The following is a 23,132-nucleotide window of genomic DNA, read 5'->3' as shown; positions in this document are numbered from 1 at the left end:
GATTATGCGCACGCCAATGTTTTTATTAAGTTCTATAAGTTTGGCCCTGGCCGCCGCCATGACCCCGATCCAGGCTTATTCCGCCGACGGCAACCCTCGCGTCAACCAGCGCGGTTATCTGCCGGAAGCGCCCAAAGTCGCTGTATACGCCACCTCTAATGACGCCGCGCAAACCTGGGAATTATGGCGCAATGGCGCCCTGGTTGCGTCCGGCATGACCACCCCCAAAGGCGCCGACGCCGCTTCCGGCGAGCGCCTGCACCAGATCGATTTTTCCAATGTGGATATCGAAGGAGAAGGCTATGAACTGAAGGTCGGCGGCGACCGCAGTTATCCCTTCGCCATTGACGAGCAGGTCTTTTCCGGCCCGTTGTACGACGCCATCCGCTACTACTATCACAACCGCAGCGGCATTGAGATCGAACCCCAGTTTACCGGCGGCGGACGCAGCAGCTATGCGCCGGACGCCAAGCTGGCGCGTCCGGCGGGACACATCGGCGTAGCGCCCAACCTGGGGGATTACAACGTCCCCTGCTGGCCGGGAACCTGCAATTACTCCCTGGACGTTTCCAAGGGCTGGTATGACGCCGGCGACCACGGCAAATACGTCGTCAACGGCGGCATTTCCGTTTGGAAGCTGTTGAACGCCTATGAACGCAATCAATACTTCGGCAAGCATAAAGAGGCGTTCGCCGACGGAACCCTGAATATTCCCGAAAGCGGCAACGGCGTCCCCGACCTGCTGGACGAAGCCCGCTGGCAGATGGAATTCCTGCTGGCGATGCAGGTTCCAGAAGGCGAAGCCCTGGCAGGCATGGTTCATCACAAAATGCATGATGAAAACTGGACCGGCCTGCCGCTGGCGCCTCATGAAGACCCGCGTCAGCGCTATCTGGTTCCCCCCTCCACCGCCGCCACCCTGAATCTGGCCGCCACGGCGGCGCAAAGCGCGCGGATATGGAAAGACATCGACCCGGATTTCGCAGCCCGCTGTCTGACGGCTGCGCAACGGGCCTGGCAAGCCGCCAAGCAGCACCCTGACGTCATCTACAAAGACGACTTCAACAATGGCGGCGGCGGATACGGGGATCAGGACGTTAGCGATGAATTCGTGTGGGCGGCGGCGGAGCTGTTCGTCACCACCGGCGACGCCAGCTACAAGAACGACATTCAATGGGATGAGGATCTGGCGCCCGACTGGGCCTGGCCGCAAACCCGCATTCCCGCTCTGATGTCCCTGGCCATGGTTCCCGGCGATCACAGCGCGGCCTTGCGCGAGCAGGCCCGAGGTACGCTGGTGTCACTGGCGGACAAACTGGTCGCAGTCATTGATTCGCAAGGGTACCTGCTGCCATTGGGGAACGAGGAATATTACTGGGGCTCCAACAATGTATTGGCCAACAAACTGGCTATCACCGCCCTGGCCTATGATTTCACCGGCGAGGACAAATACGCTCAGGCTACGCTGAAATCCGTGGATTACCTGTTCGGCCGCAACGCCCTGTCCCTGTCCTATGTCACCGGGCATGGCGCGCATGCAGTCAAACAGCCTCATCATCGTTTTTGGGCCGGCGTTCTCAATAGTAGTTATCCCTGGGCGCCCCCCGGCGCACTGGCGGGAGGACCTAACCCCGGGTTAGAGGATGATGTGGCGAAAGCGGCGTTATCCGGCTGCGAAAGCAAACCGCAAACCTGCTTCATTGACGACATCGGCTCCTGGTCCACCAATGAAATCACCATCAACTGGAACGGCGCGCTGGTGTGGACCCTGGCGTTCGTCAACGATCTCGCAGAAGGCGGCGATAACCCCGATCCAGACCCCAACCATGATCCCGTGGCGGCGTTTTCGATCAACGCCTCCGGCCTGACGCTGAACCTGGACGCCAGCGCCTCCAGCGACCCCGATGGCGACGCGCTGACTTACCAATGGGACTTTGGCGACGGCGCCGTCGGCTCAGGCAGGACCGCCAGCCATGATTACGCGGAGCCGGGGGTCTATAACGTCACCCTCAAGATCGCCGACGGCCGCGGCGGCGCAAGCAGTGCGACGCAACAGGCGACATTGACGGACGCGCCTTCGCAAGGCTCATGCGAATACATTGTGCAGAACGAATGGAACAGCGGTTTCGTCGCGCTGATCCGCATTCACAATCAGGGGTCGGCGCCGGTTGAAGGATGGGAAGTCAGCTGGAAATACAGCGATGGAACCCAGATCAACAATCAGTGGAACGCCAATTTCTCCGGGCAAAATCCCTACAAGGCGAGCCCTCTGGGTTGGAATAAAACCATCCAGCCCGGCGCTTACGTGGAGTTCGGCATGGTAGGTCAGAAAGGGTCCGCTACGGTGCAAACACCCACCGTGACAGGCGACGTCTGCCAATAGCGCGACGACACCTCCGCCATCTCGACATACAGGGGTGGCGGAGCGCGTTGGCTACGACATAACTACGCTGGCTACAGCTTAAACCCGGCGACGATGCCGTTGAGGTCCTGGGCCAGATCCGCCAGCTCATGGCTCGCCGCCGAGGTTTTCTGCGCGCCTTCCGCGGTGTGGTCCGCCACATCGCGGATATTCACCAGATTGCGATCCACTTCCCGGGCCACATGCGCCTGCTCCTCCGACGCGCTGGCGATGCTCAGATTCATCTCATTGATGCGCCCCACCATACGCATAATTTCCTCCAACGCGCCATCCGCCGCTTCCGCCAGCGACAAGGTTTTATGCGTGTGCTCATTGCTGGCGGTCATGGAGCTCACCGCGTTGCGGGTGACGCTTTGAATATTGTCGATCATCTGGGTGATTTCACGGGTGGATTCCTGCGTGCGATGGGCCAGTGCGCGCACTTCGTCCGCCACCACCGAGAAGCCGCGTCCCTGCTCTCCCGCCCGCGCCGCTTCAATGGCGGCGTTAAGCGCCAGCAGGTTGGTCTGGTCGGCGATGGAGCCAATCACGTCGAGCACGCGGCTGATTTCTCCCACCTGGGTGGCCAACGCCTGAATTTCTTCTCCCGTGCTGGTGACGGAATTGGTCAACTCTTCCAGAGACTGCTTGGTTTCGCCCACCTGCTTGCGACCGCTGGTGGACGCGGATTCCGCCGCTTGCGAGGCCTCCGACGCGTCGTTGGCGTGCTTGGCCACATCGTCCACGGCAGTGGACATTTCCGTGACGGCGGTGGCGGCCATCTGAATTTCGCTGTTTTGCATATTCAGGGCGTTGGTGGCGTCCTCCGTCAGCGAGTTCAAATTCTCCGACGCGGAGGCCACCTGAGAGGCGGCCGAGGTGACTTTCTGCAGGGTTTTACGCAATCGATCCTGCATTTCCGCGAGGGCTTTCTGCAGGTCGGAAATCTCATCCTGGCCTTCCACTTCGATTGTCTGGGTCAGGTCGTTGCGGGCGATGCGCCGGGCGGCGGACAGTACGGATTTCAGCGGTTTGTTGATACTGCGGGTCAGCACCAGCGCGAAGGTGAAAGTGATCACCGCCGCTAGCGCGATAGCGATTATCATCAGTTCCTTGGTCGCGGCGTACAGTTCGCTGGCGCGGCCTTTGGCGGAGTCGGCGCCGGACGCCACATAGTCGGACAGATCCACATAAACCTTGCGCAGCTGCTCCAGTCTTTCATTGCTGGGCCCGGTCATCATCTCGCGCGCTTCTTCCTTAAATTTTACCCGGGATAAACCTATCATTTCGTCGTGGGTTTCCAGATAGCTCTTCCAGGAGGCGGTCAGGGTTTCAAACAGGTTTTTCTCCTGGTCGGAATCCAGCATTTTCTTGTAGTCCGCCATCAATCCTTCCAGTTTATCCTGGGCGGCTTTCATGCGTTCATCGGCGTCGATGATTTCCTGATTGAACTCCGCCATTACGTGCAGCAGCTCCTGAGTGCGGAAAAAATTCAGGGACGACTGGATCTCTCCCAATACCCGCTGGCGCGGCAACCAGTCCTCCGCAATTTCAGCGGAAGATTGCGCGATCGCCGACATCTGCTTCAATGAGAACAAGCCCAGACCGAGAATAAAGGCGAGAGCGACCACAAACCCGGCGGCGGTGCGATGACCGATTTTGAAACGTCTAAAGTGCATGTTCACAACCCCGGAAAAAGATATGAGCGTTTTCTCTAAGTCTAGACAGGGATTTGGTTTCTTAAAGCCGAATTTGCTGGAAAAACAAATATCTCTTGCGGAAAAGCACAACGCCATGGGAGGTTATTGTCCGGCGCGCCTATAGTCCCGTAGTGTAGTGGAGACCTGGCGCCGGTTTCTGCTAGTATCCGCTAACGCTCCCATGCGCGGGCGCACAAAATGTCAACAAACCTCAGAAAAAACGCTCTACAACCGCCTCATGGAATAAGCGCAACAACGTGAATCTACCTCTGCAATCTCATCCCGCACTGTACGCTGCTTTCGATGTTTATCCTTCCGCCAAAGGCGCCGCCACGCACATTCAACAGGCCGCGCAGACATTGTTTGACGCCGCAGGCGGCGGACTGCTCTATGTGCTGGGAAATGAGCGCCTCCCTCGCTTTCAACGGGAAGGCGCTGTGGAAATCCTGCGCTTCGGACGCTTGCTGGATAACTATCTGCATCGCGCGCTGGCCTATAGCGCCGAATTGCAGGGCGTGCTGGAAGGCGGAATACGGGACAGTCTGCAAATCGCCCAGTTCCGCGATCCATGGAGCGGTATCCCATTGGTTCGCCACGCCACAGGACGCTATCGCACCGTTTACGAGGTCAACGGCCTGCCTTCCGTGGAATTGCCCATGGCCTACCCCAATGTCGGGGCCGCCACCCTGGGGAAAATCCGCGCGCTGGAGGACGAGTGTCTGACCCGTGCGGACCACATTGTGGTCCCCTCCGGCGTCATCCGCGACAACCTGGCGCGACGCGGCGTGGCGCCGGAACGCGTCAGCGTGATTTCTAATGGTACGGACCTTAACCCTGGCCATGCACGCCCCGAAGACGCGCCAAAGCGCTATATTTTATATTTTGGGGCGGTGCAGCCGTGGCAGGGACTGGATGTTTTGTTACGGGCGCTGCAACGACTGCAGGATATCCCGGACCTGCATCTGGTGATCTGTTGTTCGGTGAAGTCCCGACGCGCGAAAGGGTATCAAAAACTGGCGGAAAAACTGGGCGTGGCGGAGCGGATCACCTGGCTGCACCGTCTAAACAAAGAAGAACTCGCGCCCTGGGTCAGCAACGCCTACGTCAGCGTGGCGCCGCTCACAGAGTGCGCCCGCAATATCGATCAAGGATGTTGCCCGCTGAAGATCCTGGAATCCATGGGAGCGGGGGTGCCGGTAATCGCTTCCGATCTCCCCGTGGTGCGGGAGCTGGTGGAGCACCGTGAGAACGGTTATCTGGTGGCGCCGGAACGGCCAGCGGAATTGGCCCGAGCACTGCGGGTACTGTTGGACTATCCGGACACCGTGGCGCAAATGGGCGCGGCGGCGCAGCGCAAAATTGCGGAGGGGCTGCAGTGGTCTCACGCCAATGCGGCGCTGCAAAAAATTCATGTGGAACTGATATCGGGGAAGTAGATGGCTAAAACAAAGCAACAAAGGGCGCCAGCGCCCACCCCAGAGTTAAAAAAATACCTTCGTGAAACCATGCGTACGAAAAAGCTCGAAGGGGAATTCAGCATCGACGAATGGCTCAAGCGCTTACGCTTCATAGCCGCTCGCGACAAAAGCGGGGATAGCGTCAGGAAATGGGTGGGTATCTCCATCGCCCTATGGGTGGTGGGCTTTATCGGCTCGCTCATCGCCGAGTTTCCTCCCGCCGCCGCCGGTTTTGCGGTCGCCTTCGTCTTTAGTCTCATCGCCTTCTTTTCCTTAAAAGGCAAGGATATTCCTAATCGATTGCGCGACTCCGTGTTGCCCTTGCTGACGATTCTGCGCCAGGACGCCGATGCGGAAACGCCGTTGAAGCTGAAAGTGGATCTTTTGGGACCAGAATTACTGTCAAAGCGCATTAACTTTGTCAAAGCCGGGAATAAATATCCCAAAGTGGAGGAATCCATGTTCAGCGATCCCTGGTTTCAGGGCAGCCTCAGCCTCGCCGACGGCAGCGTATTGAACTGGGAAGTGCTGGATATGGTGCGTCGCCGCAATATTCGCAAGCGCAACCCGCGCGGCAAAATCAAAATGAAAACCAAGTACAAGATCAAGACCCGCATGGACGTCAGCCTGAGCTACAAGAACGACCGTTATCAGGCTCAGGTCAGCCGGGGCGCCGCGGCGCCGCAGGTTAAGAAAGAAGGAGAGCGCAGAAGCGTGCTCAGATGTCGCCGCCAGGCGCCGGGAGGCTCCAGCCCTGGCCAGAAAATGGCTCTCAAAGAGCTACTGATCGGCGTGTCCATGATTTATAAAAGCTTAAGACCGGTAGGGTGATGCAATGGCAAAATGTGAAGTAAAAGCTGGATTTTTCGTACTGCGCCCCTGTGAAGCGCTCGCAGCTCTGCAATGTTCGATTTGCGAGCGCCCGGTGTGCGCCCTGCACACCATGCCCGTTGAAGGCGAGATGCTGTGCACCGAATGCGGCGCCGTGCAGGGCGAAAGCGATACGGGCGATGATGAGATGTACATGGACGACGGCGGTAATTCCACACGCTGGTTTTACTACTACCGCCAGCACTACTACACCGAAACCGGCGACGCCGACATGCTGACGGAAGACCACGGATTCGGCGCGGACGAAGCCGCCGCTTTCGTCGGCGCCGATATGCTGGACATGCAGGACGACCTGAGCGGCGACGATGATTCCGCCGACCTGTTCGACAGCTAAAGGCGCGCCTATGACCGGAACCTTACTCTGGCTGACCCAGAACCATTTCCCGCAACAGGGCGGCATGGCGCAAAGCTGTGACCGCATCGTGTCTGAATTGCGCCGTCGCGGCTGGCGTATCGATCTGGTTCATTTCAGCAGCAAATGGCGCGACCTGGATGCGCAGCGCAAGCTGGGCGGGGTCAATATCCGATGCCCACTGGAAGCCGACGTCAGCCATACCCTGAACCGACTTTGGTGCGCCCTGCCTCATCTGGGCGCGGAAAGCTATGATGGCGTAGTCGCCTTCGGCGGTTATGTGCCGATGCTGGCGGGTCCGGTATACGCCGCCTGGCTGCAGAAACCGCTGTCGGTGCTGATTCGCGGCAACGACTTTGACGCCGCCGTGTTCGACCCCAAACGCTCCGCCGTGCTAGACAAAGCGATTCGCGCCTGCGCCCGAGTGGCGGCGGTAAGCCGTGATAAGGTCGCCAAGATTCAGCATCTATGGCCGGGCGCCGCCGTGGAATGGGTCGCCAACGGCATTGATCTCGCCTCCTGGAGCCCGATTCAGTCCGACTACGACCAGGCGCAGGCGCTGCGTCAGGAGCGCATCGGCGCAGAGGCGCGTTTGACCTTGGGCATGTTCGGTCACATCAAACGTAAAAAAGGCGGCGACTACTTCATCGACGCGCTATTGCGGTCAGGTCTGGCGGACAAGGCGCACCTCTTGGTGGTGGGCGATATGGAGCCGATGCTGCAAGAGCAACTCGATAACGCGCCAGAGCTGGATTACAGCCACGTTCCCTTCGCCGACCGTTACACGTTGCTGCCCTACTATCTCGCCTGCGATTACGTATGCATCCCGTCCTACTACGACGGTATGCCCAACGTCATGCTGGAGGCGGCCGCCCTTGGCGTTCCCATGCTGGCGTCCCGCGCCGGCGGCATGGCTGATGTGCTGGAGGACAACCAGCATGGCTTCTTGTTTGAACCTGGCCAGACTGACGCCTGCGTCGCCGCGATCAAGCGCGCATTCGCCGCTGCGCCGGCGCATCAGGAAAAGATGGCCGACGCCTGCCGCGAACTGGCTGCGCAACGCCTGAATCTGGATGCGGAAATCAGCCGTTATGAAACCCTGTTCCGCGAGGTCATCGCCCTGGAACAGAAAGTCAGTCACCTGCACAGTCTTTGAGGAATATCTGTATGTCTCATCCGCTTTTCCAACCCTGGCGCATGCTATGGCTGGTGTTGCTGACCGCCCTCTGGACTCATCAAGCGGCCGCCCAGGCGCTCACGGTCGAAGACGACCGCGGCGATCTGGTGGTGGAATTCACGCTGAACTATGACGACCTCTCCATCCGCTATCGGGATCACGGCGTCATGACTCGCCTCAGTTCCAGGCTGAAGGACGACAAACGGAAATATTACGGCCCAAATGGCGCGCTGGTGGCGGAAGTCAAAAGCAAAGGCGACGACTTCAAGCTGCGGGCGGACGGCCTCAATGGCGAGATCAAAGTCAAAGGGGACATCGAAAAGCTGAAGATCGTCGTCAACGGCGACGAAAAACGCCCGGTAAAAATCAAGACGAAAGACGACAAGCTCAAGGTGTATCGCGTGTCAGGGGAGACCGAGATTTTTATCGGTCAGGCGCAACTGAGTCAGGACAGGAAAGAGATCAAAGTCAAAGACGCGGACAAGGACGAGCGTTACAGGATCAATGATTTCCGCCTGTCGTCCGCCTACGGCCTGCTGTTGGACGAACGCATCCTGCCGGAGTATCGCTATATCCTGATGGCGGAAATCCTGATGCGGCAGTAGCCATGATCTTCTTCTACGCGCTGGGGGGCGGTCTGGGTCATATCACCCGCGCCCAGGCGCTGATTCACACCCTCGGCTTCGATGAGCCCGTCACGCTCGCGATGAGCTCCTCCTGGAACCAGACGGAGCCGCCTTTATCCTCACAATTCCACCCGCTGCGGGCGCCTCGGGAAATCAGCAGAGATCCCGCAGAGGTGCGCCGTTGGCTGTCCGCTGCGCTGGCGCAAAAAACCTACCGCCGAATCATCATTGACGCCTTTCCTGGGGGCCTGCTGGGAGAGTTGTGCGACTTCCCGTTTCCTCCTGACGCGGAGCTGATCCATTGCGCCCGACTGCTGCATTGGGATCGCTACAGCGCGCTGCTGCACGGCGCCTTGCCCCGTTATCGACAGGGCTTTCGCCTGGAGCCGCTCCGCGATGATCATATGACGGCGTTAAGCGCCTGCTGCGACAGTATCGACTCTCTGCGCCTGAATGATCCGCCTTTCGATCCCCCTGCGCCGCATTCAGTACAGATCGACTCATCGGAGCCGCCGCTGTGGCTGATTGTGCATGCTGGCTCGACCGAGGAAATTCTGGAGCTGGCAGCGTTGGCCCAGGACAGCGCCGCTTTGGAAAAAACGTCCCCAAAGCTGATGCTGCTGTCGCCGCAGCGCCCAGATGAACTGCCCGCCGAGATCGATCATCGCTGCGAGTATCCCGCCACGCCCTGGTTCGCCAAAGCACAACGCATCTTCAGCGCCTGCGGCTTCAACATCGTGCGCCAGTTGCAGCCATACCGGCATAAACACCGCTTCCTGCCCTTTCCCCGCCGCTTCGACGACCAACTCGCCCGCGCCGCCGCCCTGCGTGCAGGAAGCTGGGATCAATCCTGAAAAAACCTTCGACTGTACTAAACTGACAACAGGTCGCGACTAACACCAAGGGAGGCTTTCGGGGGATGAAGGCGCAGCATAATTTCAAACCGTTAAGCTGTTCGGAGTGCGCTCATGGAGTGGGTTTGAACTTCGATTTTTCCATGGCGTTCCAGCCTATCGTCAATCTCCATGAGCGCAATGTGTTCGCGCAAGAAGCCCTGGTGCGGGGCCTCAATAATGAAAGCGCCGCGTCCATTCTGGGACAGATCGATTACCAAAACCGCTACCGCTTCGATCAGGCCTGTCGGGTCAAAGCCATCGAACTGACCGCCAAGCTGAATCTGAATACGCGGGTCAGCATCAATTTCATGCCCAACGCAGTGTATCGCGCCGAACTCTGCATTCGCACCACCCTGGAGTGCGCCCGGGTTCACAACATCCCCACTTCACACATCATTTTTGAATTCACCGAAGGCGAACAAATCAAGGATTTACCCCATGTCAGCGAAATCGTGGACGAATACAAAAAACAGGGATTCCTGGTCGCCATTGACGATTTCGGCTCCGGCTATTCCGGCTTGAATTTGCTGGCGGAATTGGAGACCGACATCATCAAGCTGGATATGCAACTGGTGCGTGAGCTGCATCATCACAAGACGCGCCAGGCCATTATCAAAGCCATTACAGAAGTGTGCCGGGAGCTGGACATCACCGTCATCGCCGAAGGCGTGGAGACGTTGGATGAGGCCAAGGCGCTGCTGGATCTGGGCATTCATCTGCAGCAGGGCTATTACTTTTCCAAACCGCAGTTTCAGTCACTGTTTCATCCGCCGGCGGATATCTTCGCCGGCCTCTGAACTCCGCCGTCATGGCGCGGTGCTTGATCTGAGGCAAGATGCGGCCAGATGCGCGCCCCAATTTCTTCAATAGCGGGTACAATGTGACGCCAACCGCCCAGTAAAGGGCTAGCGAGAGGGAGACCAACATGTGCGGCGTTTGCGGATGCGGCGATGAACACACCAGCCTCAACGGCCGTCCTCTGGCGCCGGCTCACAGTCACGCGCCCGGGGTGAGTCAGACACGCATGGTGCTGATCGAGCAGGACGTCATGAACAAGAACAACCAGTTCGCCATGGCCAATCGCGACAGCCTGGGCGCCCATCAGGTCCTGGCGCTCAATCTGGTGTCTAGCCCCGGCGCCGGCAAAACGACCCTGCTGACCCGCACCATCGCCGAGCTTGAGGACAGGCTTCATATCGCCGTCATCGAAGGCGATCAGCAGACGGAGTTCGACGCCGAACGCATCCGCGCCACCGGCGTTGAAGCCGTACAAATCAACACAGGCAAAGGCTGTCATCTGGACGCTCACATGGTGGGCCACGCCCTGGAGCGACTGCCATTGCCGGATCTTGACCTGCTGTTTATTGAGAACGTCGGCAACCTGGTCTGTCCCGCCGGTTTCGACTTGGGAGAGGCCGCCAAGGTGGCGATTTTGTCCGTCACCGAGGGAGAAGACAAACCGCTCAAGTACCCGGATATTTTCCACGCCTCCCAGCTCATGCTGATCAACAAAATCGATCTAGCGCCCTACGTCGACTTCGATGTGGAAAAGGCGCAGGCGTTTGCGCGGCGGGTCAATCCCGAAATCGAGATCATTCTTCTGTCCGCTAAAACCGGCGCCGGAATGGAGCAGTGGCGACAATGGCTGCAACAGCGTCTGCCCGGGAAATCCTGACCCTCAGCGGCGTGGTGCAGGGCGTTGGATTTCGCCCTCACGCCCATCGTCTCGCCACCACGCTGGGCGTCGTCGGCAAAGTGTGGAATCAGGGCGGCGATCTGCTCATCGATATCCAGGGATCGCCCAGCCAAATACAGGCCTACAAAACACAACTGTTAGCGCACCAACCCATGCAGGCGCAGGTGCGCGCCTTGCATGCTCAGCCAGCGCCAATCCTTCCTCATCAGCACGGCTTCGCCATCGCCGCTTCCCAACCCGGCGGCATGCATGGCGCGCTCCCTACTGACCAGCGCTTGTGCGCTCAATGCCTTGCTGAATTATTTGATCCCCAGAACCGTCGCTACCGGTATGCCTTCATGACCTGCGCGGAATGCGGGCCTCGTTACAGCCTGATGCGCCATGCGCCATTCGATCGCGTCCGCACCAGCATGCGCGCTTTCCAGCAATGCCCGGATTGCCTGCAGGAGTATGGCGATCCGACGCATCGTCGCTATCACGCGCAAACCAACAGTTGCGCCGCCTGCGGCCCGACCTTGCAGTGGCATGACGCTAGCGGGGAGCTACAGCATAACGTCGATCCTGTGGCCGAAGCCTGGCGGGCGCTACGTCAGGGACAAATTATCGCCGTCAAAGGCGTAGGCGGAATCCACCTGGTGTGCGACGCAAGTTCCGCTCAAGCGGTGGCGACCTTACGGCAGCGCAAGCAGCGGCCCCATAAGCCGTTCGCAGTGATGGTTTTGAATCGCGCTTCGTTGGCGGGACTGGCGGACATGGATGACCACACGGAACACCTGCTGCAGAGCCCCGCTGCGCCTATCGCGTTAACGCCCAAAGGCCCAGATTGTGACAGCCGTTTACCTGGTCTCGCGCCGCAATGCGCAGAGGTGGGGATCATGACCCCTTATGCGCCAGCGCACTATCTGCTGTTTCATGAAGCCCTGAACCGTCCTGCGGACGCAGGCTGGCTGGAACAGGCGCACCCTCTGACCCTGGTGGTCACCAGCGCCAATATCAGCGGCGAGCCGCTGATCACCGACAACGCACAATGCCTGGGGGATTTGCAGGGGGTCGCTGACGGTTTCCTGCTGCACAACAGAGATATCCTTGCGCGCAGCGACGATTCCGTCCTGCAGAACTCACAACCCGTCGTTTATGTCAGACGGGGTCGCGGACTGGCGCCCCACATCATTGAACTGGCCCAGAAAGGGCCTTCAGTGCTGGCGTTTGGCGGATTTCTTAAAAACACACTTTGCTTCAGCCAGGGCGATCGCACTTATGTTTCGCCTTATATCGGCGACCTGGATCGCGCCGCCGCCTGCCGCGATCTGGATCTCGCCGCGAAACGCTTACTGGAGACCCTGGCCATTCAACCTGATGTGATCGCCTGCGATCTGCATCCCGATTTCTACAGCACCCAGGCCGCCCGCCGTATGAGCCAACAACTGGGCGTTCCGCTGTTGCAGGTGCAGCATCACCACGCCCATTGTCTGGCGACGATGGCGGAGGCGGGATTGCGGGGCCCCGTGCTGGGACTGGCGCTGGACGGACTGGGTCTGGGCGACGATGGCGGACTCTGGGGCGGCGAATTATTGCTGGTGGAAGGCGCAGGTTATCAGCGACTCGGCTGCCTGCGCCCGCTGCCGCTTCCTGGCGGCGACAGCGCCGTACGCGAGCCCTGGCGTCTCGGCGTCGCCGTCTTGCTGTCACAGGGCCGTGAGCAGGACGCAGAGCGCCTGTTCGGCGCGTATCCGGGTTATACGGTCCTGCGTCAGATGCTGGCGAAGAACGTCAACTGCCCCCTCACCAGCAGCGCCGGACGGTACTTCGACGCCGCGGCGGCGATCCTCGGCGTACGCCATCACACGGACTACGAAGCCCATTCGGCGATCGCACTGGAAGCCTTATGCCGACAAACACCGCCAACGCCAGAGACGCCGCCCTTGTATGAGATTACCTCTCAAGGCGCTCTGGATCTTTATCCTCTACTGGAGGCTCTGATTGACTGCACCCCGCACGCCGGCGCGCGTCTGTTCCACGACGTACTGGTGCGCGGACTGCTGGCCTGGGTGGACAACGCACGCGCCATGACGGGTATAGATATCATTGTGCTGGGGGGCGGCTGTTTTCTTAATCGCGTCCTGCGTGAATCGCTCATGGCCGAATTGCGCTCGCGAGGCATGCAGGTTCACGTCCCCCGCCAACTGCCGCCCAACGACAGCGGGATCAGCCTGGGGCAGGTCTGGTATGCTTACCTCAACGCCCATGCGCCCCAAACCCACTCTATTGTTCAGACAGAAACGGACTCCTCCCCATGTGTCTAGCTATACCGGTGCAGGTGGAAAGCCTGCTGGACAACGACGAAGCCCTCGTGGACATCGGCGGCCTGAAAAAACGCATTTCCCTGGCGCTGGTGGAAGACGTACGTGTCGGCGATTATGTCATTCTTCACGTGGGTTACGCGCTCAGTAAAATCGACGAGGACGAAGCATTACGCACCCTCGCGCTTTTTGACGAGATGCAGGCGCTGCAAGAAGAGCTGGGCGCGAGTCTGGAGTCCGACGAGGGCGACCACCAATGAAATACATCGACGAGTTCCGTAACGGCGATTACGCCGCCGAAGTGGCGCGCCGCATTCACGCAGAAGCCTATCCGGGACGGCGCTATCGCTTCATGGAGTTTTGCGGCGGCCACACTCACACGTTGTTCCGTTATGGCATACCGGATCTGCTGCCCGCCAATGTGAACATGATTCACGGACCCGGCTGTCCGGTTTGCGTGCTACCCATGGCGCGCATTGACGCCGCCATCGAGCTGGCCGTGCGTCATCAGGTTATTCTGTGCAGTTACGGAGATATGCTGCGGGTTCCCGGCGCCCATCGCACCAGCCTGTTAAAAGCGAAAGCCCAAGGCGCCGACGTGCGTATGCTGTACTCCCCGGCGGACGCATTGCGCATCGCCCAGGAAAATCCGCAACGCCAGGTGGTGTTTTTCGCTATCGGTTTTGAAACTACTACGCCGCCCACCGCCGCCGTGCTGCTGAAAGCGCGCCAACTGGCGCTGAAGAATTTTTCCGTCTTCTGCAACCATGTCCTGACGCCCCCGGCGATCACCGGCATCCTGGAGCCGGCGCAGCAGGCTGGCGAGCGCATCATTGAGGGGCTGGTCGGCCCCGGCCACGTCAGCGTGATCACCGGCGGCGCAGCTTATGAATCCCTGGCCAGACGCTACCGCACGCCGATTGTCATCGCCGGTTTTGAGCCGCTCGACGTCCTCCACGCGATCCTGTTGCTGGTGCGCCAATGCAACGAAAACCGCTATGACGTGGAAAACCAATATTCGAGAGCGGTCACCGCTTGCGGCAACGCCAAAGCCCAATCCATGGTGGCGCAAACCATGACCTTGCGCGACCGTTTCGAATGGCGCGGCCTGGGCTGGATGCCGCACAGCGCCTTGCGGATCATGCCGGAATTCGCGGATTTCGACGCTGAAGCGCGATTCGAGCTGAGCCCCAGCGACGCCAGGGAAAACAAAGCCTGCGAATGTCCGGCGGTGCTGCGCGGCGCCAAATCGCCGACGGACTGCAAACTGTTCGCCACCGTATGCACCCCCGACAATCCCATCGGCGCCTGCATGGTGTCTTCCGAAGGCGCTTGCGCCGCCCATTACAGCTACGGACATGCCCGCTGATGAGCCTGGATACCGACTTCGCCCACGACTGCGTGGAAATGATTCACGGCGGCGGCGGACGCGCCATGCGCCGTCTGATTGACGATCTGTTCCTGCAGGCCTTCGATAATCCTCTGCTGCGCGCTGGCGATGATCAGGCCTGTTTTCAGGTCGCTCCGGGACGCATGGTCATGACCACCGACAGCCACGTGATCTCCCCTTTGTTCTTCCCCGGCGGCGATATCGGCGCCCTGGCGGTGCACGGTACGGTGAACGACGTTTGCATGTCCGGCGCGACGCCGTTGTATCTGTCCGCCGCCTTCATCCTGGAAGAAGGTTTCCCTCTGCGTGATTTGCGCCGCATCGTTTTATCTATGGCCGCCGCAGCCCGGGAGGCGGGCGTCGCCATCGTGACCGGCGACACCAAAGTGGTGGAGCGGGGTAAAGGCGATGGCGTTTTCATCACCACTACCGGCGTCGGACGCCTGCCGGATCAGGTTCATTGCAGCGCGGCGCGGGTGGCGGCGGGGGACAAAATTCTGGTTAACGGTTTCCTTGGCGATCATGGCGTAGCGATTCTGTCACAGCGGGAAAATCTGACCTTTGAAGCCAATCTGCGCTCCGACAGTCAAAGCCTGCATGATCTGGTGGCGACGATGGTCGCCGTTGCCCCGGATTTGCATTGCATGCGCGATCCCACCCGCGGCGGTCTGGCGGCGACCCTAAATGAAATATCGCAGCAGGCGAATGTCGGCATGCGTTTACATGAGAAAGCCATTCCCGTTCGGCAGGAAGTGCGCGCCGCCTGCGAATTCCTGGGACTGGACCCTCTATACGTCGCCAACGAAGGCAAATTAGTCGCGTTCTGTGCGCCGGAACGGGCGGACGCCCTGCTTCAGGCGATGCGGTCGCACCCGAAAGGCCGCGACGCCGCCATCATCGGTGAAGTTATCGAGGACGAGCGCCGCCTGGTGCGTCTGCGCACCGGGTTCGGCGGAGAAAGAGTGGTGGACTGGCGCAGCGGCGACCCGCTGCCACGCATTTGTTAGCGCCCGGCGGCGTCTCGGCGACAAAGGTTAGTAGTGCTTCTGCCGCGCTCGCTCCAACGCCGTCTGAGTGCGTTCAATATCCCGCACCACCATAAATTCGGTGAAAATTTTTACTGCTTCGTCCGCCATCGCTTTAGGGGAGTCGCGATCAAAAAACTGCGAAATGCCTGCAGCGGATTGTAGTAATTCCGCCCCCGCGCGAATGAAGTAATCGTCGCCATGGGTAGCGCGCAGATTAGTGGAAATTTTACCGACCTTATTATTCAAGGCCGCCTGCACGTCCGCCCTGCCGATAAACGCCAGGAACTTCTTCGCCGGTTCTTTATTGACGGAATTCACCGGCAACAGAAAGACATCCGTCGGCGCCTCTTCGTAACGAGGGATGTCAGGATTAATGACCGGGAACGGCGCAAAGCGGAAGTCCGCCGCCAGATCTTCCGGCAACGTGCTGCTGAAAAAGTTGCCCATCAACAACATGCCAGCTTGCCCGCGGTAGAGTTGAGGCAATGACTGTTTCCAGTCCCATTCCCGATGCAGTTTGTGGTCGATGAAACAGTTTTTGTCCAACAGGGTCTTCCAATGCTCGAACACATCGCGCACGCGCGGGTCCATATAGGAAGCGAGTCCGCCGGTCAGCTCCCGGTGAAAGGCCAAGCCGTTGATGCGCAAGTTGAGGTAATCAAACCAGGCGGCGGCGGTCCAGTGATAATGAGTGCCGATCGTGAAGGGAGCGACGCCGGCTTTGCGCATGTCGCCGCACATATTCAGCAAGCTGTCCCAGTCTTGCGGCGGTTGCAGACCCAGACGGCGAAACAGGGACACGCGGTAATAAAGTCCCCATTGATAGTAAGAATAGGGAACCGCATAAATACGGCCGCGCCAGGAGACCGTGTCTTTGATCGCCTCGGTGTAATCCGCGTCAAAGTTTTGCGCCCGCCACAGATCGTCAATGGGCTCCACAAACCCTTGACGCACATATTGCAGCAACCGCTCTCCCGCCTGCCAATACAGCACGTCTGCAGGCTCGTTCTTGCTCAGCCAGCGCTCAATGCCGCCTTTATAGGCGTCCTCGTCGTAGGCCAGCCAGCGTACGTTGATATCGGGGTTTTCCTTCTCGAACTGCCGGGACAATTCGTTGAACGCCGCCCGCTGATCGCCGCTGAACACCATCAGCGCCACTTTGAGTTCCTGCGCCTGCGCTGTATGAATCTGAATCGACATTCCAAACGCCAGCCACAGGAACGCGAATAACCACCTTCTATCCTTGCCGCCTAACATAGCGCCGTTTCGCCCTCCAGGCGACGCAGTGGATTCGTGCGCCGCTCCGTATTATTTCAGGTAACCGCTAATAGCCTAGACCCTGTCGGCGCATCCAGCCACCCGACGCCTTACGCCATCACCCGCACTGGTCCGCGGTCATGCGGTCCGTTCAACACGCACTCCGGTCCCACAGGAACGATGCGCGTGGGGTTGATGGTGACGTGGCTGTAGTAGTAATGGCGCTTGATATGCGCCAGATCGACGGTCTCCGCCACTTGCTCATGCTGATACAGCTGACGCATGTACTGGCTGAGATTGGGGAAGTCGGCGATCCGCCGCAGGTTGCATTTGAAATGACCGTAGTAAACGGTGTCGAAACGGATCAGCGTAGTGAATAAACGCCAGTCCGCCTCCGTCAAAAACTCCCCCGCCAGGAAAAGCTGCCGCGCCAGAATCTCCTCCACTCTGTCGAGGGCGGCGAAGAGTCCGCTGAACGCCTCTTCGTAGGCTTCCTGGGTGGTGGCGAAGCCGCAGCGGTACACGCCGTTGTTGATCTGGGCGTATACCCACTCGTTCACAGCGTCGATACGCTCACGCAGCGGTTCGGGGTAAAAGTCGGCGTGATTGCCGGTCAGATCGTTAAAGGCCTCATTGAACATGCGGATGATCTCTGCAGACTCGTTATTGACGATCGTCTGCGACTGCTTGTCCCATAACACCGGCACGGTGACGCGGCCGCTGTATTGCGCATGCGCCTTCAGGTAAAGCTGATACATGAAATCAACGCCGTACAGGTGATCCGGCAGCCCTTTGGCGGCGTCAAACTCCCACCCGTTGTCCATCATGTCCGGAGATACGACGGAAACGCTGATATGAGGCTCCAGTCCTTTCAACTTGCGGAAAATCAGCGTGCGATGGGCCCAGGGGCAAGCCAGACTGACATACAGATGATAACGACCCGACTCCGCCGGAAATTCATCGTCCGCCGCCGCGCTGACGCGACGACGAAAGCGGGACGCCTCACGCTCGAACCTGCCTCCGCTCTTGGCCGTGTCATACCATTGATCACGCCAGACTCCGTCGACCAGCAACCCCATAATCCCCTCCCTCCAATAAACCTGTCAAAAACTCACCTTAGAAGCTATGCCATTGAATAAAAAGCTTAAAAATTGCGTTAAAAGGTTCGAATAAAGGGAAAGAAGCTAAGCGTGGACAGCGGCTTCAACCGCCGCTTTTACGGAATGCGTCCGGACTGACGCCGAAACGCTGACGGAACATTTTGCAGAGATGGCTGACATCCTGCGCGCCGATTTCATCCGCCAGCACAGCCAGGCTGTGATGAGAATTCAGCAGACGCCAACGCGCATGTTGCAAGCGCATTTCCCGCCAATAAGCCCGCGCCGTACAGTCAAACTCGGTCATAAAAAGACGATCCAGTTGACGACGGCTGACCCCGATGGCGGCGGCGATATCGTCCACGTTGAAGGCGTCTCCCAGCCACTGGCGCATCAGGCTGGTCGCGCGCCCGACGCTGCGACCGAGTCCGCTCTCTCGGGACAGCGATTTCAGCGGATGGGTTTCGCTGCGCGCCTCATCCACCAGCATATCCGCCAGGCCTTTCAGGGCCCGGGTTCTCCCGCAATGACGCGCCAACAACTCCACCGCCAGATCCACCGCAGCGACGCCTCCCGCACAGCTGATGCGCTTGCCGTCGAAGCAATACAACTGCCCGGTGCGGACTTCAATACGGGGAAAAGCGACCTGGAATTCCTGCACATGGCGCCAGTGCATCGCCACTTTGGCGCCTTGCAACAAACCTGCGGCGGCCAGCAGGAAACAGGCGTTGTCGATACTGACCAGCGACAATCCCTGTGCGGCGGCCTTGCGCAGCAGAGGTCCGTATTCGTCGGCCAGCTCCATGCTGCGACGGGCCGTGCGGCCGCCAAACACCACCAGATAGTCAAAATCAGTGAGGCGCGTCTGCGCCGCTATTTCCTGCACTTCAATGGCGACGCCGCTGCTGGAAACGATCGAGCCCAGCTCCAGGCCCAGCACACGCCAGGCGCAATAACGCTGCGCGCTGTAATCCTCTTCATCAGCGCTGAAACGCAGCTTATCCAGAAATCCACCGAATGGCAGCATGGTGAACTCCGGCAGCGGCAGCAAAAGAAAACGTACGTCCGGAACGGAGGGTGCAGGTTGAGTCATATTCAGGCGCGGAGTTTCCTTGAGTCCTAATGACCAAAATCTACCTTAATACGTCCAATAATTACCATTGAAATCCGCCCTTGCGCCTTAGACTGCTCACATCACCTATTCACCAAGGCGTTAGCAATGACTCTGCAAACCTGGCTTCTGTTTCTGGCCGCCACCGCCGGTCTGTCCTGCTCACCCGGCCCTAACGGTCTGCTCGCGCTGACCCATGGAGCCCTTTATGGACGCGTCCGCGCCGTCTTTACCATTGTCGGCGGCGTGTTGGGATTTCTTCTACTGATGCTGTTGTCCATGTTCGGCGTCGGCGCCTTATTGCAGTCCTCGGAGACCGCTCTGACCGTGCTGCAATGGTTGGGTGGGGCTTATTTGATCGGATTGGGGATACAGCAATGGCGCGCGCCGGGGCTGCATTTGCAGTTACAGGACGAAGCCGCCCGCAAGAACAATGCGCGCCTGTTTCGTCAGGGCGCGCTGGCCGCGCTGTCCAACCCCAAGGTGCTGATTTTCTTTGCCGCCTTTCTGCCGCAATTTGTTGATCCGCAGCAGGGGTTGCCTAGCCAGTTCGCCATCATGGCGCTGACCTTCGCCCTGATCGAATTTACGGTCGAGGTACTGCTGGCGCAGGCTGCGCACCGTATCGGGCCGAAGCTGGAGAAACATGGCAAGCGCTTCAATCAGATTTGCGGCGGCCTCTTTATTCTCATTGGTCTCGCCTTGCCGCTCTCTCGCTGAAGCGGCATAAAAAAGGGCGCTCCGCTCAGCGGGCGCCCCTTTGACGACGGGTATTGGCGACAAGGATCACTCGCCTTTACCGATCTCCCGGTCATAAGCCAGACGCTTGGCGGCGTCCAGGGTCAACATCTGCATAAAGGCGGTGACTTCCGTATCGGAGCCCTGAGGAGCGCCAGCGCCGGCTCCGCCGCCAAAAACGTTGGTCGGCACGGAACGGCGAGCGAACGCGTCCGCCCACAGTTTATGAATTTCGATTTCCGCATCCAGTTTTTGCGCCAACGCGTTATCCGCTTTCAGGATCACTTCTTTCTGGTAGGCTTCCGCTTCCGCCAAAGTGCGCTTGGTTTCCGCCTCAATGCGGGCTTTTTCCAGATTGATCTCGGCGGTTTCTTTCTCGATGCGGGCTTGCTCTTTCATCTTGGTCGCGGAGGTCACCGCCAACTGCTTATCGGTTTCCGCTTCAGTGGTTTTCTGAATCTGATCCACCTTGGCTTTGGCCTGACGCTCCGCGACTTCGCGCTCCCCGCGGGCGATCGCCAACAGGCGCTGTTCTTCTTCCTGAATCCGCTGCTCACGGGCAATAGCGCGGTCCGCGCTGGCTTTCTGCTTTAATTGCATACGCTCGACAAAGCGGTTGTTGGGCGTCATGTCGGTGATGCGCGCATCCACCACGCTGATGCCAAACTGGGTAAACTTCTGGTCCTTGCGCCGAGGCGTTCCGTTGGCGTCCGTGACTTTGCGCACAACGAACACCGCTTTGGCTTCGTCGCCATATTCTTCCTGAGAGGCTCCCATCGAAGCGTTGGCGGAACCGGAAATTTTACGCTGCGAGCTGATCAGCATTTCTTCGCGTTTAACGATGTAAATGCCGTTGGACATCTGGTTTTCGAATTCCGTGTTGAACTCGGTGCGTCCGCCGCTGTAGTAATCCTCTGCGCTCATCAGCGACGCCGTGGCCTGCAGGGTTTCCTTGAATGCCGGAATCAACGCCGTACGCAGCAGGTTGGCGGGAGTGCGGTATTCATGGGCCAGGCGGGTGAAGCCTTCCTGGTCGGTGGGAATGCTGAAGCGTACGGTGGCTTCCGCCGCAGCGTCCACCTGATCCAGAAACATGATTTTCAGCGGAGGCAGCGCAGCGCTGGTTTCTGAGTTTTCCACTTCGACGTAGGAAACGGTGCTGTCGCCGCCTTTCACCGCTTGCACGGTCAGGGCGCGTTTCCAGGCGTTCCAGCGTCCCCACAGGTAAAACTGATAGCCCACGTCAGACACCACGTGCTCATCGCCTAAGATGGTTCTTACGTGATACACATAACCGGGCTCGGCGTAAAAAATACTGTTCCAGGTAACGACAACAGTCAGGACAATGCCAGTCAGAATGGATATCAATCCAATTGATAAATTGCGCATGGGGATTCCACAAGGTAGGTAAAAAAACCGGCGTATCTTAGAGAAAAATTAATTTTTGGTAAATAACGCCGATCATTGGGTTTATGACCGTCTTCACACTCCCGCCGCAAGCCGACGAATATGGAAAAACTTAGGAAATCACGCCCTCAGAGCGCCACTGAGCTTAACGGCGCAGGGAAAAGCCGCTAGATTATCTGGTGAAGCGACCTATCCCGACCAAGCCAACCGGAAACCGACGTGCGCATTCAATCCAAACTTATTCTGGCGCTGTTGATCGCCACCACGGCCATGTTCGCCGCCATGTATTCGCTAATGCAGTGGAGCTTCGACCGCGGTTTCCTGGATTACGTGAATCGTCGCGATCTGCAGCGACAGGAGACGCTGATCAACAATCTCCAGCGTTTCTATCGACAATCCGGCAGCTGGGAGCCCCTGCGCCGCGACCATAATCTGTGGCGGCGGCTGTTAGAGGCGGAAGACGACGACCAGCAACCCTGGCGACCGCCTCGTCGCAACGAGGATGATCGTCCCGACCGCCCGCACCCGCCGCGTCCGCCGACCTTGCTGGACGCAGACAAACAGGTAGTGACGGGCCGCTTCCGCAGTGATTTCATCATGGCGCCGATCAAGCTGGGCGATCAGACCGTCGGCTGGCTGGCGCTGCCCCCGCGCGTGCGAGTGACGGAGCAAAATGATCTGGCGTTCAGTCAGAGTCAGGATAAGGCGTTCCTGGTTATCAGTACGCTGATGGTGGCTATCGCCCTGCTTATCGCCTTGCCCCTGGCGCGTCAGTTCGTCACCCCCATTAAACGCCTCGCCGTCGCCACCCGACAGCTGGCCCAGGGCGCTTATGACGTGGAGCTGAAAGTCTCGGGCAAAGACGAGCTGGGACAACTGGCGCGGGATTTCCATCAACTGGCGCAAACGCTTCAGTCCAATGAAACCGCGCGGCGACGCTGGATTGCGGATATTTCCCACGAGCTGCGCACGCCGCTGGCCATCGCCAAGGGCGAGCTGGAGGCGCTGGTGGACGGCGTTCGCCCCACCAACCGCGACAACCTGCTGTCCATCCAACAGGAAATCGAACACCTGCAAAAACTGATTAACGATCTATACGAGTTGACCAACGCCGAAGTGGGCGCGCTGCGCTATCAAAAAGACGAAGAGGACCTGCGTCTGATCCTGCAGCACGCACTGGACAGGCATCACGCCAATTTCACCGCCGCCGGCTTTCAACTGATCCACGATCTGGCCCCCAGCCCCGCCATGGTGTGGGCGGACGCCACGCGATTAAGCCAGTTGCTGGATAATCTGTTCAGCAACACCTGCAAATACGCCGACCCCGGCGCCCAGGTGCGCGTCTCTCTCAATGTCGACCATGATCAAGTGCGGCTGCGCATCGAGGACTCCGGCCCCGGCGCGCCGGACGAAGCCCTGCCCAAGCTGTTCGACCATCTTTACCGGGTGGAGAACTCGCGCAATCGCAACACCGGCGGCTCCGGTCTGGGACTGGCGATTTGCCGCAAAATCGTCGAAGCTCATGAAGGCGATATCAGCGCCTCGCGATCACCACTCGGCGGACTGGCCATCGACGTGACTTTGCCGGCATATCACGAGTGACGCCGG

The 23,132-nt window shown here is 59.1% G+C and carries 20 protein-coding genes; 15 read left to right on the top strand and 5 right to left on the bottom strand.

Annotated features, from left to right (window positions below; all coding sequences use genetic code 11):
• Positions 1 to 4 precede the first annotated feature (4 nt).
• Positions 5 to 2,383, top strand: a complete 2,379-nt coding sequence (locus tag KP814_RS02690; RefSeq protein ID WP_216735302.1) for a glycoside hydrolase family 9 protein — start codon at positions 5 to 7, stop codon at positions 2,381 to 2,383.
• Between the two features lie 71 nt (positions 2,384 to 2,454).
• Here KP814_RS02690 and KP814_RS02685 read toward each other — a convergent pair whose 3' ends face one another.
• The gene (locus KP814_RS02685) at positions 2,455 to 4,080 is read right to left on the bottom strand and encodes a methyl-accepting chemotaxis protein (protein WP_216735301.1); all 1,626 of its coding nucleotides are present in this window, start codon (positions 4,078 to 4,080) and stop codon (positions 2,455 to 2,457) included.
• Positions 4,081 to 4,358: 278 nt separating this feature from the next.
• Between KP814_RS02685 and KP814_RS02680 the strand changes: the two genes are divergently transcribed.
• The 12 genes from KP814_RS02680 to hypE all read left to right on the top strand — a co-directional run bounded on the left by KP814_RS02680 (position 4,359) and on the right by hypE (position 15,893).
• The gene (locus KP814_RS02680; protein WP_371824023.1) at positions 4,359 to 5,537 is read left to right on the top strand and encodes a glycosyltransferase; all 1,179 of its coding nucleotides are present in this window, start codon (positions 4,359 to 4,361) and stop codon (positions 5,535 to 5,537) included.
• Positions 5,538 to 6,389: a hypothetical protein gene (locus KP814_RS02675; RefSeq protein WP_216735300.1), complete on the top strand. Its 852-nt coding sequence runs from the start codon at positions 5,538 to 5,540 to the stop codon at positions 6,387 to 6,389.
• 4 nt (positions 6,390 to 6,393) lie between these two features.
• Positions 6,394 to 6,783 carry a hypothetical protein gene (locus KP814_RS02670; protein ID WP_216735299.1) on the top strand — a complete coding sequence of 130 codons (390 nt, stop codon included), beginning with the start codon at positions 6,394 to 6,396 and terminating at the stop codon, positions 6,781 to 6,783.
• 10 nt (positions 6,784 to 6,793) lie between these two features.
• The gene (locus tag KP814_RS02665) at positions 6,794 to 7,957 is read left to right on the top strand and encodes a glycosyltransferase family 4 protein (protein ID WP_216735298.1); all 1,164 of its coding nucleotides are present in this window, start codon (positions 6,794 to 6,796) and stop codon (positions 7,955 to 7,957) included.
• A gap of 11 nt (positions 7,958 to 7,968) precedes the next feature.
• Positions 7,969 to 8,583, top strand: coding sequence for a hypothetical protein (locus tag KP814_RS02660; protein WP_216735297.1), 615 nt, complete (start codon positions 7,969 to 7,971; stop codon positions 8,581 to 8,583).
• 2 nt (positions 8,584 to 8,585) lie between these two features.
• Positions 8,586 to 9,458, top strand: coding sequence for a hypothetical protein (locus KP814_RS02655; RefSeq protein ID WP_216735296.1), 873 nt, complete (start codon positions 8,586 to 8,588; stop codon positions 9,456 to 9,458).
• A 119-nt stretch (positions 9,459 to 9,577) separates the two neighbouring features.
• On the top strand, positions 9,578 to 10,297 hold the full coding sequence (locus KP814_RS02650; RefSeq protein WP_371824027.1) for an EAL domain-containing protein: 720 nt from the start codon (positions 9,578 to 9,580) through the stop codon (positions 10,295 to 10,297).
• Between the two features lie 128 nt (positions 10,298 to 10,425).
• Positions 10,426 to 11,175 carry a hydrogenase nickel incorporation protein HypB gene (gene hypB / locus KP814_RS02645; RefSeq protein ID WP_216735294.1) on the top strand — a complete coding sequence of 250 codons (750 nt, stop codon included), beginning with the start codon at positions 10,426 to 10,428 and terminating at the stop codon, positions 11,173 to 11,175.
• A complete protein-coding gene (gene hypF / locus KP814_RS02640) occupies positions 11,142 to 13,499 on the top strand; it encodes a carbamoyltransferase HypF (protein ID WP_216735293.1) in 2,358 nt (785 codons plus the stop codon). The genes hypB and hypF overlap by 34 nt, the downstream gene beginning before the upstream one ends.
• Positions 13,490 to 13,756: a HypC/HybG/HupF family hydrogenase formation chaperone gene (locus KP814_RS02635; protein ID WP_216735292.1), complete on the top strand. Its 267-nt coding sequence runs from the start codon at positions 13,490 to 13,492 to the stop codon at positions 13,754 to 13,756. Before hypF ends, KP814_RS02635 begins: the two co-directional genes overlap by 10 nt.
• Positions 13,753 to 14,865, top strand: coding sequence for a hydrogenase formation protein HypD (hypD, locus tag KP814_RS02630; protein ID WP_216735291.1), 1,113 nt, complete (start codon positions 13,753 to 13,755; stop codon positions 14,863 to 14,865). Before KP814_RS02635 ends, hypD begins: the two co-directional genes overlap by 4 nt.
• Entirely contained in the window at positions 14,865 to 15,893 is a 1,029-nt protein-coding gene (gene hypE / locus KP814_RS02625; RefSeq protein WP_216735290.1) for a hydrogenase expression/formation protein HypE, read from the top strand. The genes hypD and hypE overlap by 1 nt, the downstream gene beginning before the upstream one ends.
• Positions 15,894 to 15,920: 27 nt before the next feature.
• On the opposite strand, the gene KP814_RS02620 is transcribed toward hypE, so the two are convergent.
• From KP814_RS02620 to KP814_RS02610, 3 genes are all read right to left on the bottom strand, one after another.
• Complete coding sequence (locus tag KP814_RS02620; RefSeq protein WP_216735289.1) at positions 15,921 to 17,114, bottom strand: ABC transporter substrate-binding protein; 1,194 nt, start codon at positions 17,112 to 17,114, stop codon at positions 15,921 to 15,923.
• Between the two features lie 167 nt (positions 17,115 to 17,281).
• Positions 17,282 to 18,250: a glutathione S-transferase family protein gene (locus KP814_RS02615; RefSeq protein ID WP_216735288.1), complete on the bottom strand. Its 969-nt coding sequence runs from the start codon at positions 18,248 to 18,250 to the stop codon at positions 17,282 to 17,284.
• Between the two features lie 124 nt (positions 18,251 to 18,374).
• On the bottom strand, positions 18,375 to 19,361 hold the full coding sequence (locus tag KP814_RS02610) for a GlxA family transcriptional regulator (RefSeq protein WP_216735287.1): 987 nt from the start codon (positions 19,359 to 19,361) through the stop codon (positions 18,375 to 18,377).
• A 126-nt stretch (positions 19,362 to 19,487) separates the two neighbouring features.
• Between KP814_RS02610 and KP814_RS02605 the strand changes: the two genes are divergently transcribed.
• Positions 19,488 to 20,099, top strand: coding sequence for a LysE family translocator (locus KP814_RS02605; protein ID WP_216735286.1), 612 nt, complete (start codon positions 19,488 to 19,490; stop codon positions 20,097 to 20,099).
• A gap of 66 nt (positions 20,100 to 20,165) precedes the next feature.
• Here KP814_RS02605 and KP814_RS02600 read toward each other — a convergent pair whose 3' ends face one another.
• Positions 20,166 to 21,506, bottom strand: a complete 1,341-nt coding sequence (locus KP814_RS02600; protein WP_216735285.1) for an SPFH domain-containing protein — start codon at positions 21,504 to 21,506, stop codon at positions 20,166 to 20,168.
• A gap of 237 nt (positions 21,507 to 21,743) precedes the next feature.
• Here KP814_RS02600 and KP814_RS33295 point away from each other — a divergent pair, with 237 nt between their 5' ends.
• Positions 21,744 to 23,126, top strand: coding sequence for an ATP-binding protein (locus tag KP814_RS33295; RefSeq protein WP_216735284.1), 1,383 nt, complete (start codon positions 21,744 to 21,746; stop codon positions 23,124 to 23,126).
• Positions 23,127 to 23,132: the final 6 nt, after the last annotated feature.

The organism is Hahella sp. HN01, assembly GCF_018986435.1.
GTDB lineage: Bacteria > Pseudomonadota > Gammaproteobacteria > Pseudomonadales > Oleiphilaceae > Hahella.
Note: the sequence above shows the minus strand (reverse complement) of the source record. Positions and strands in the feature narration are given on the sequence as shown.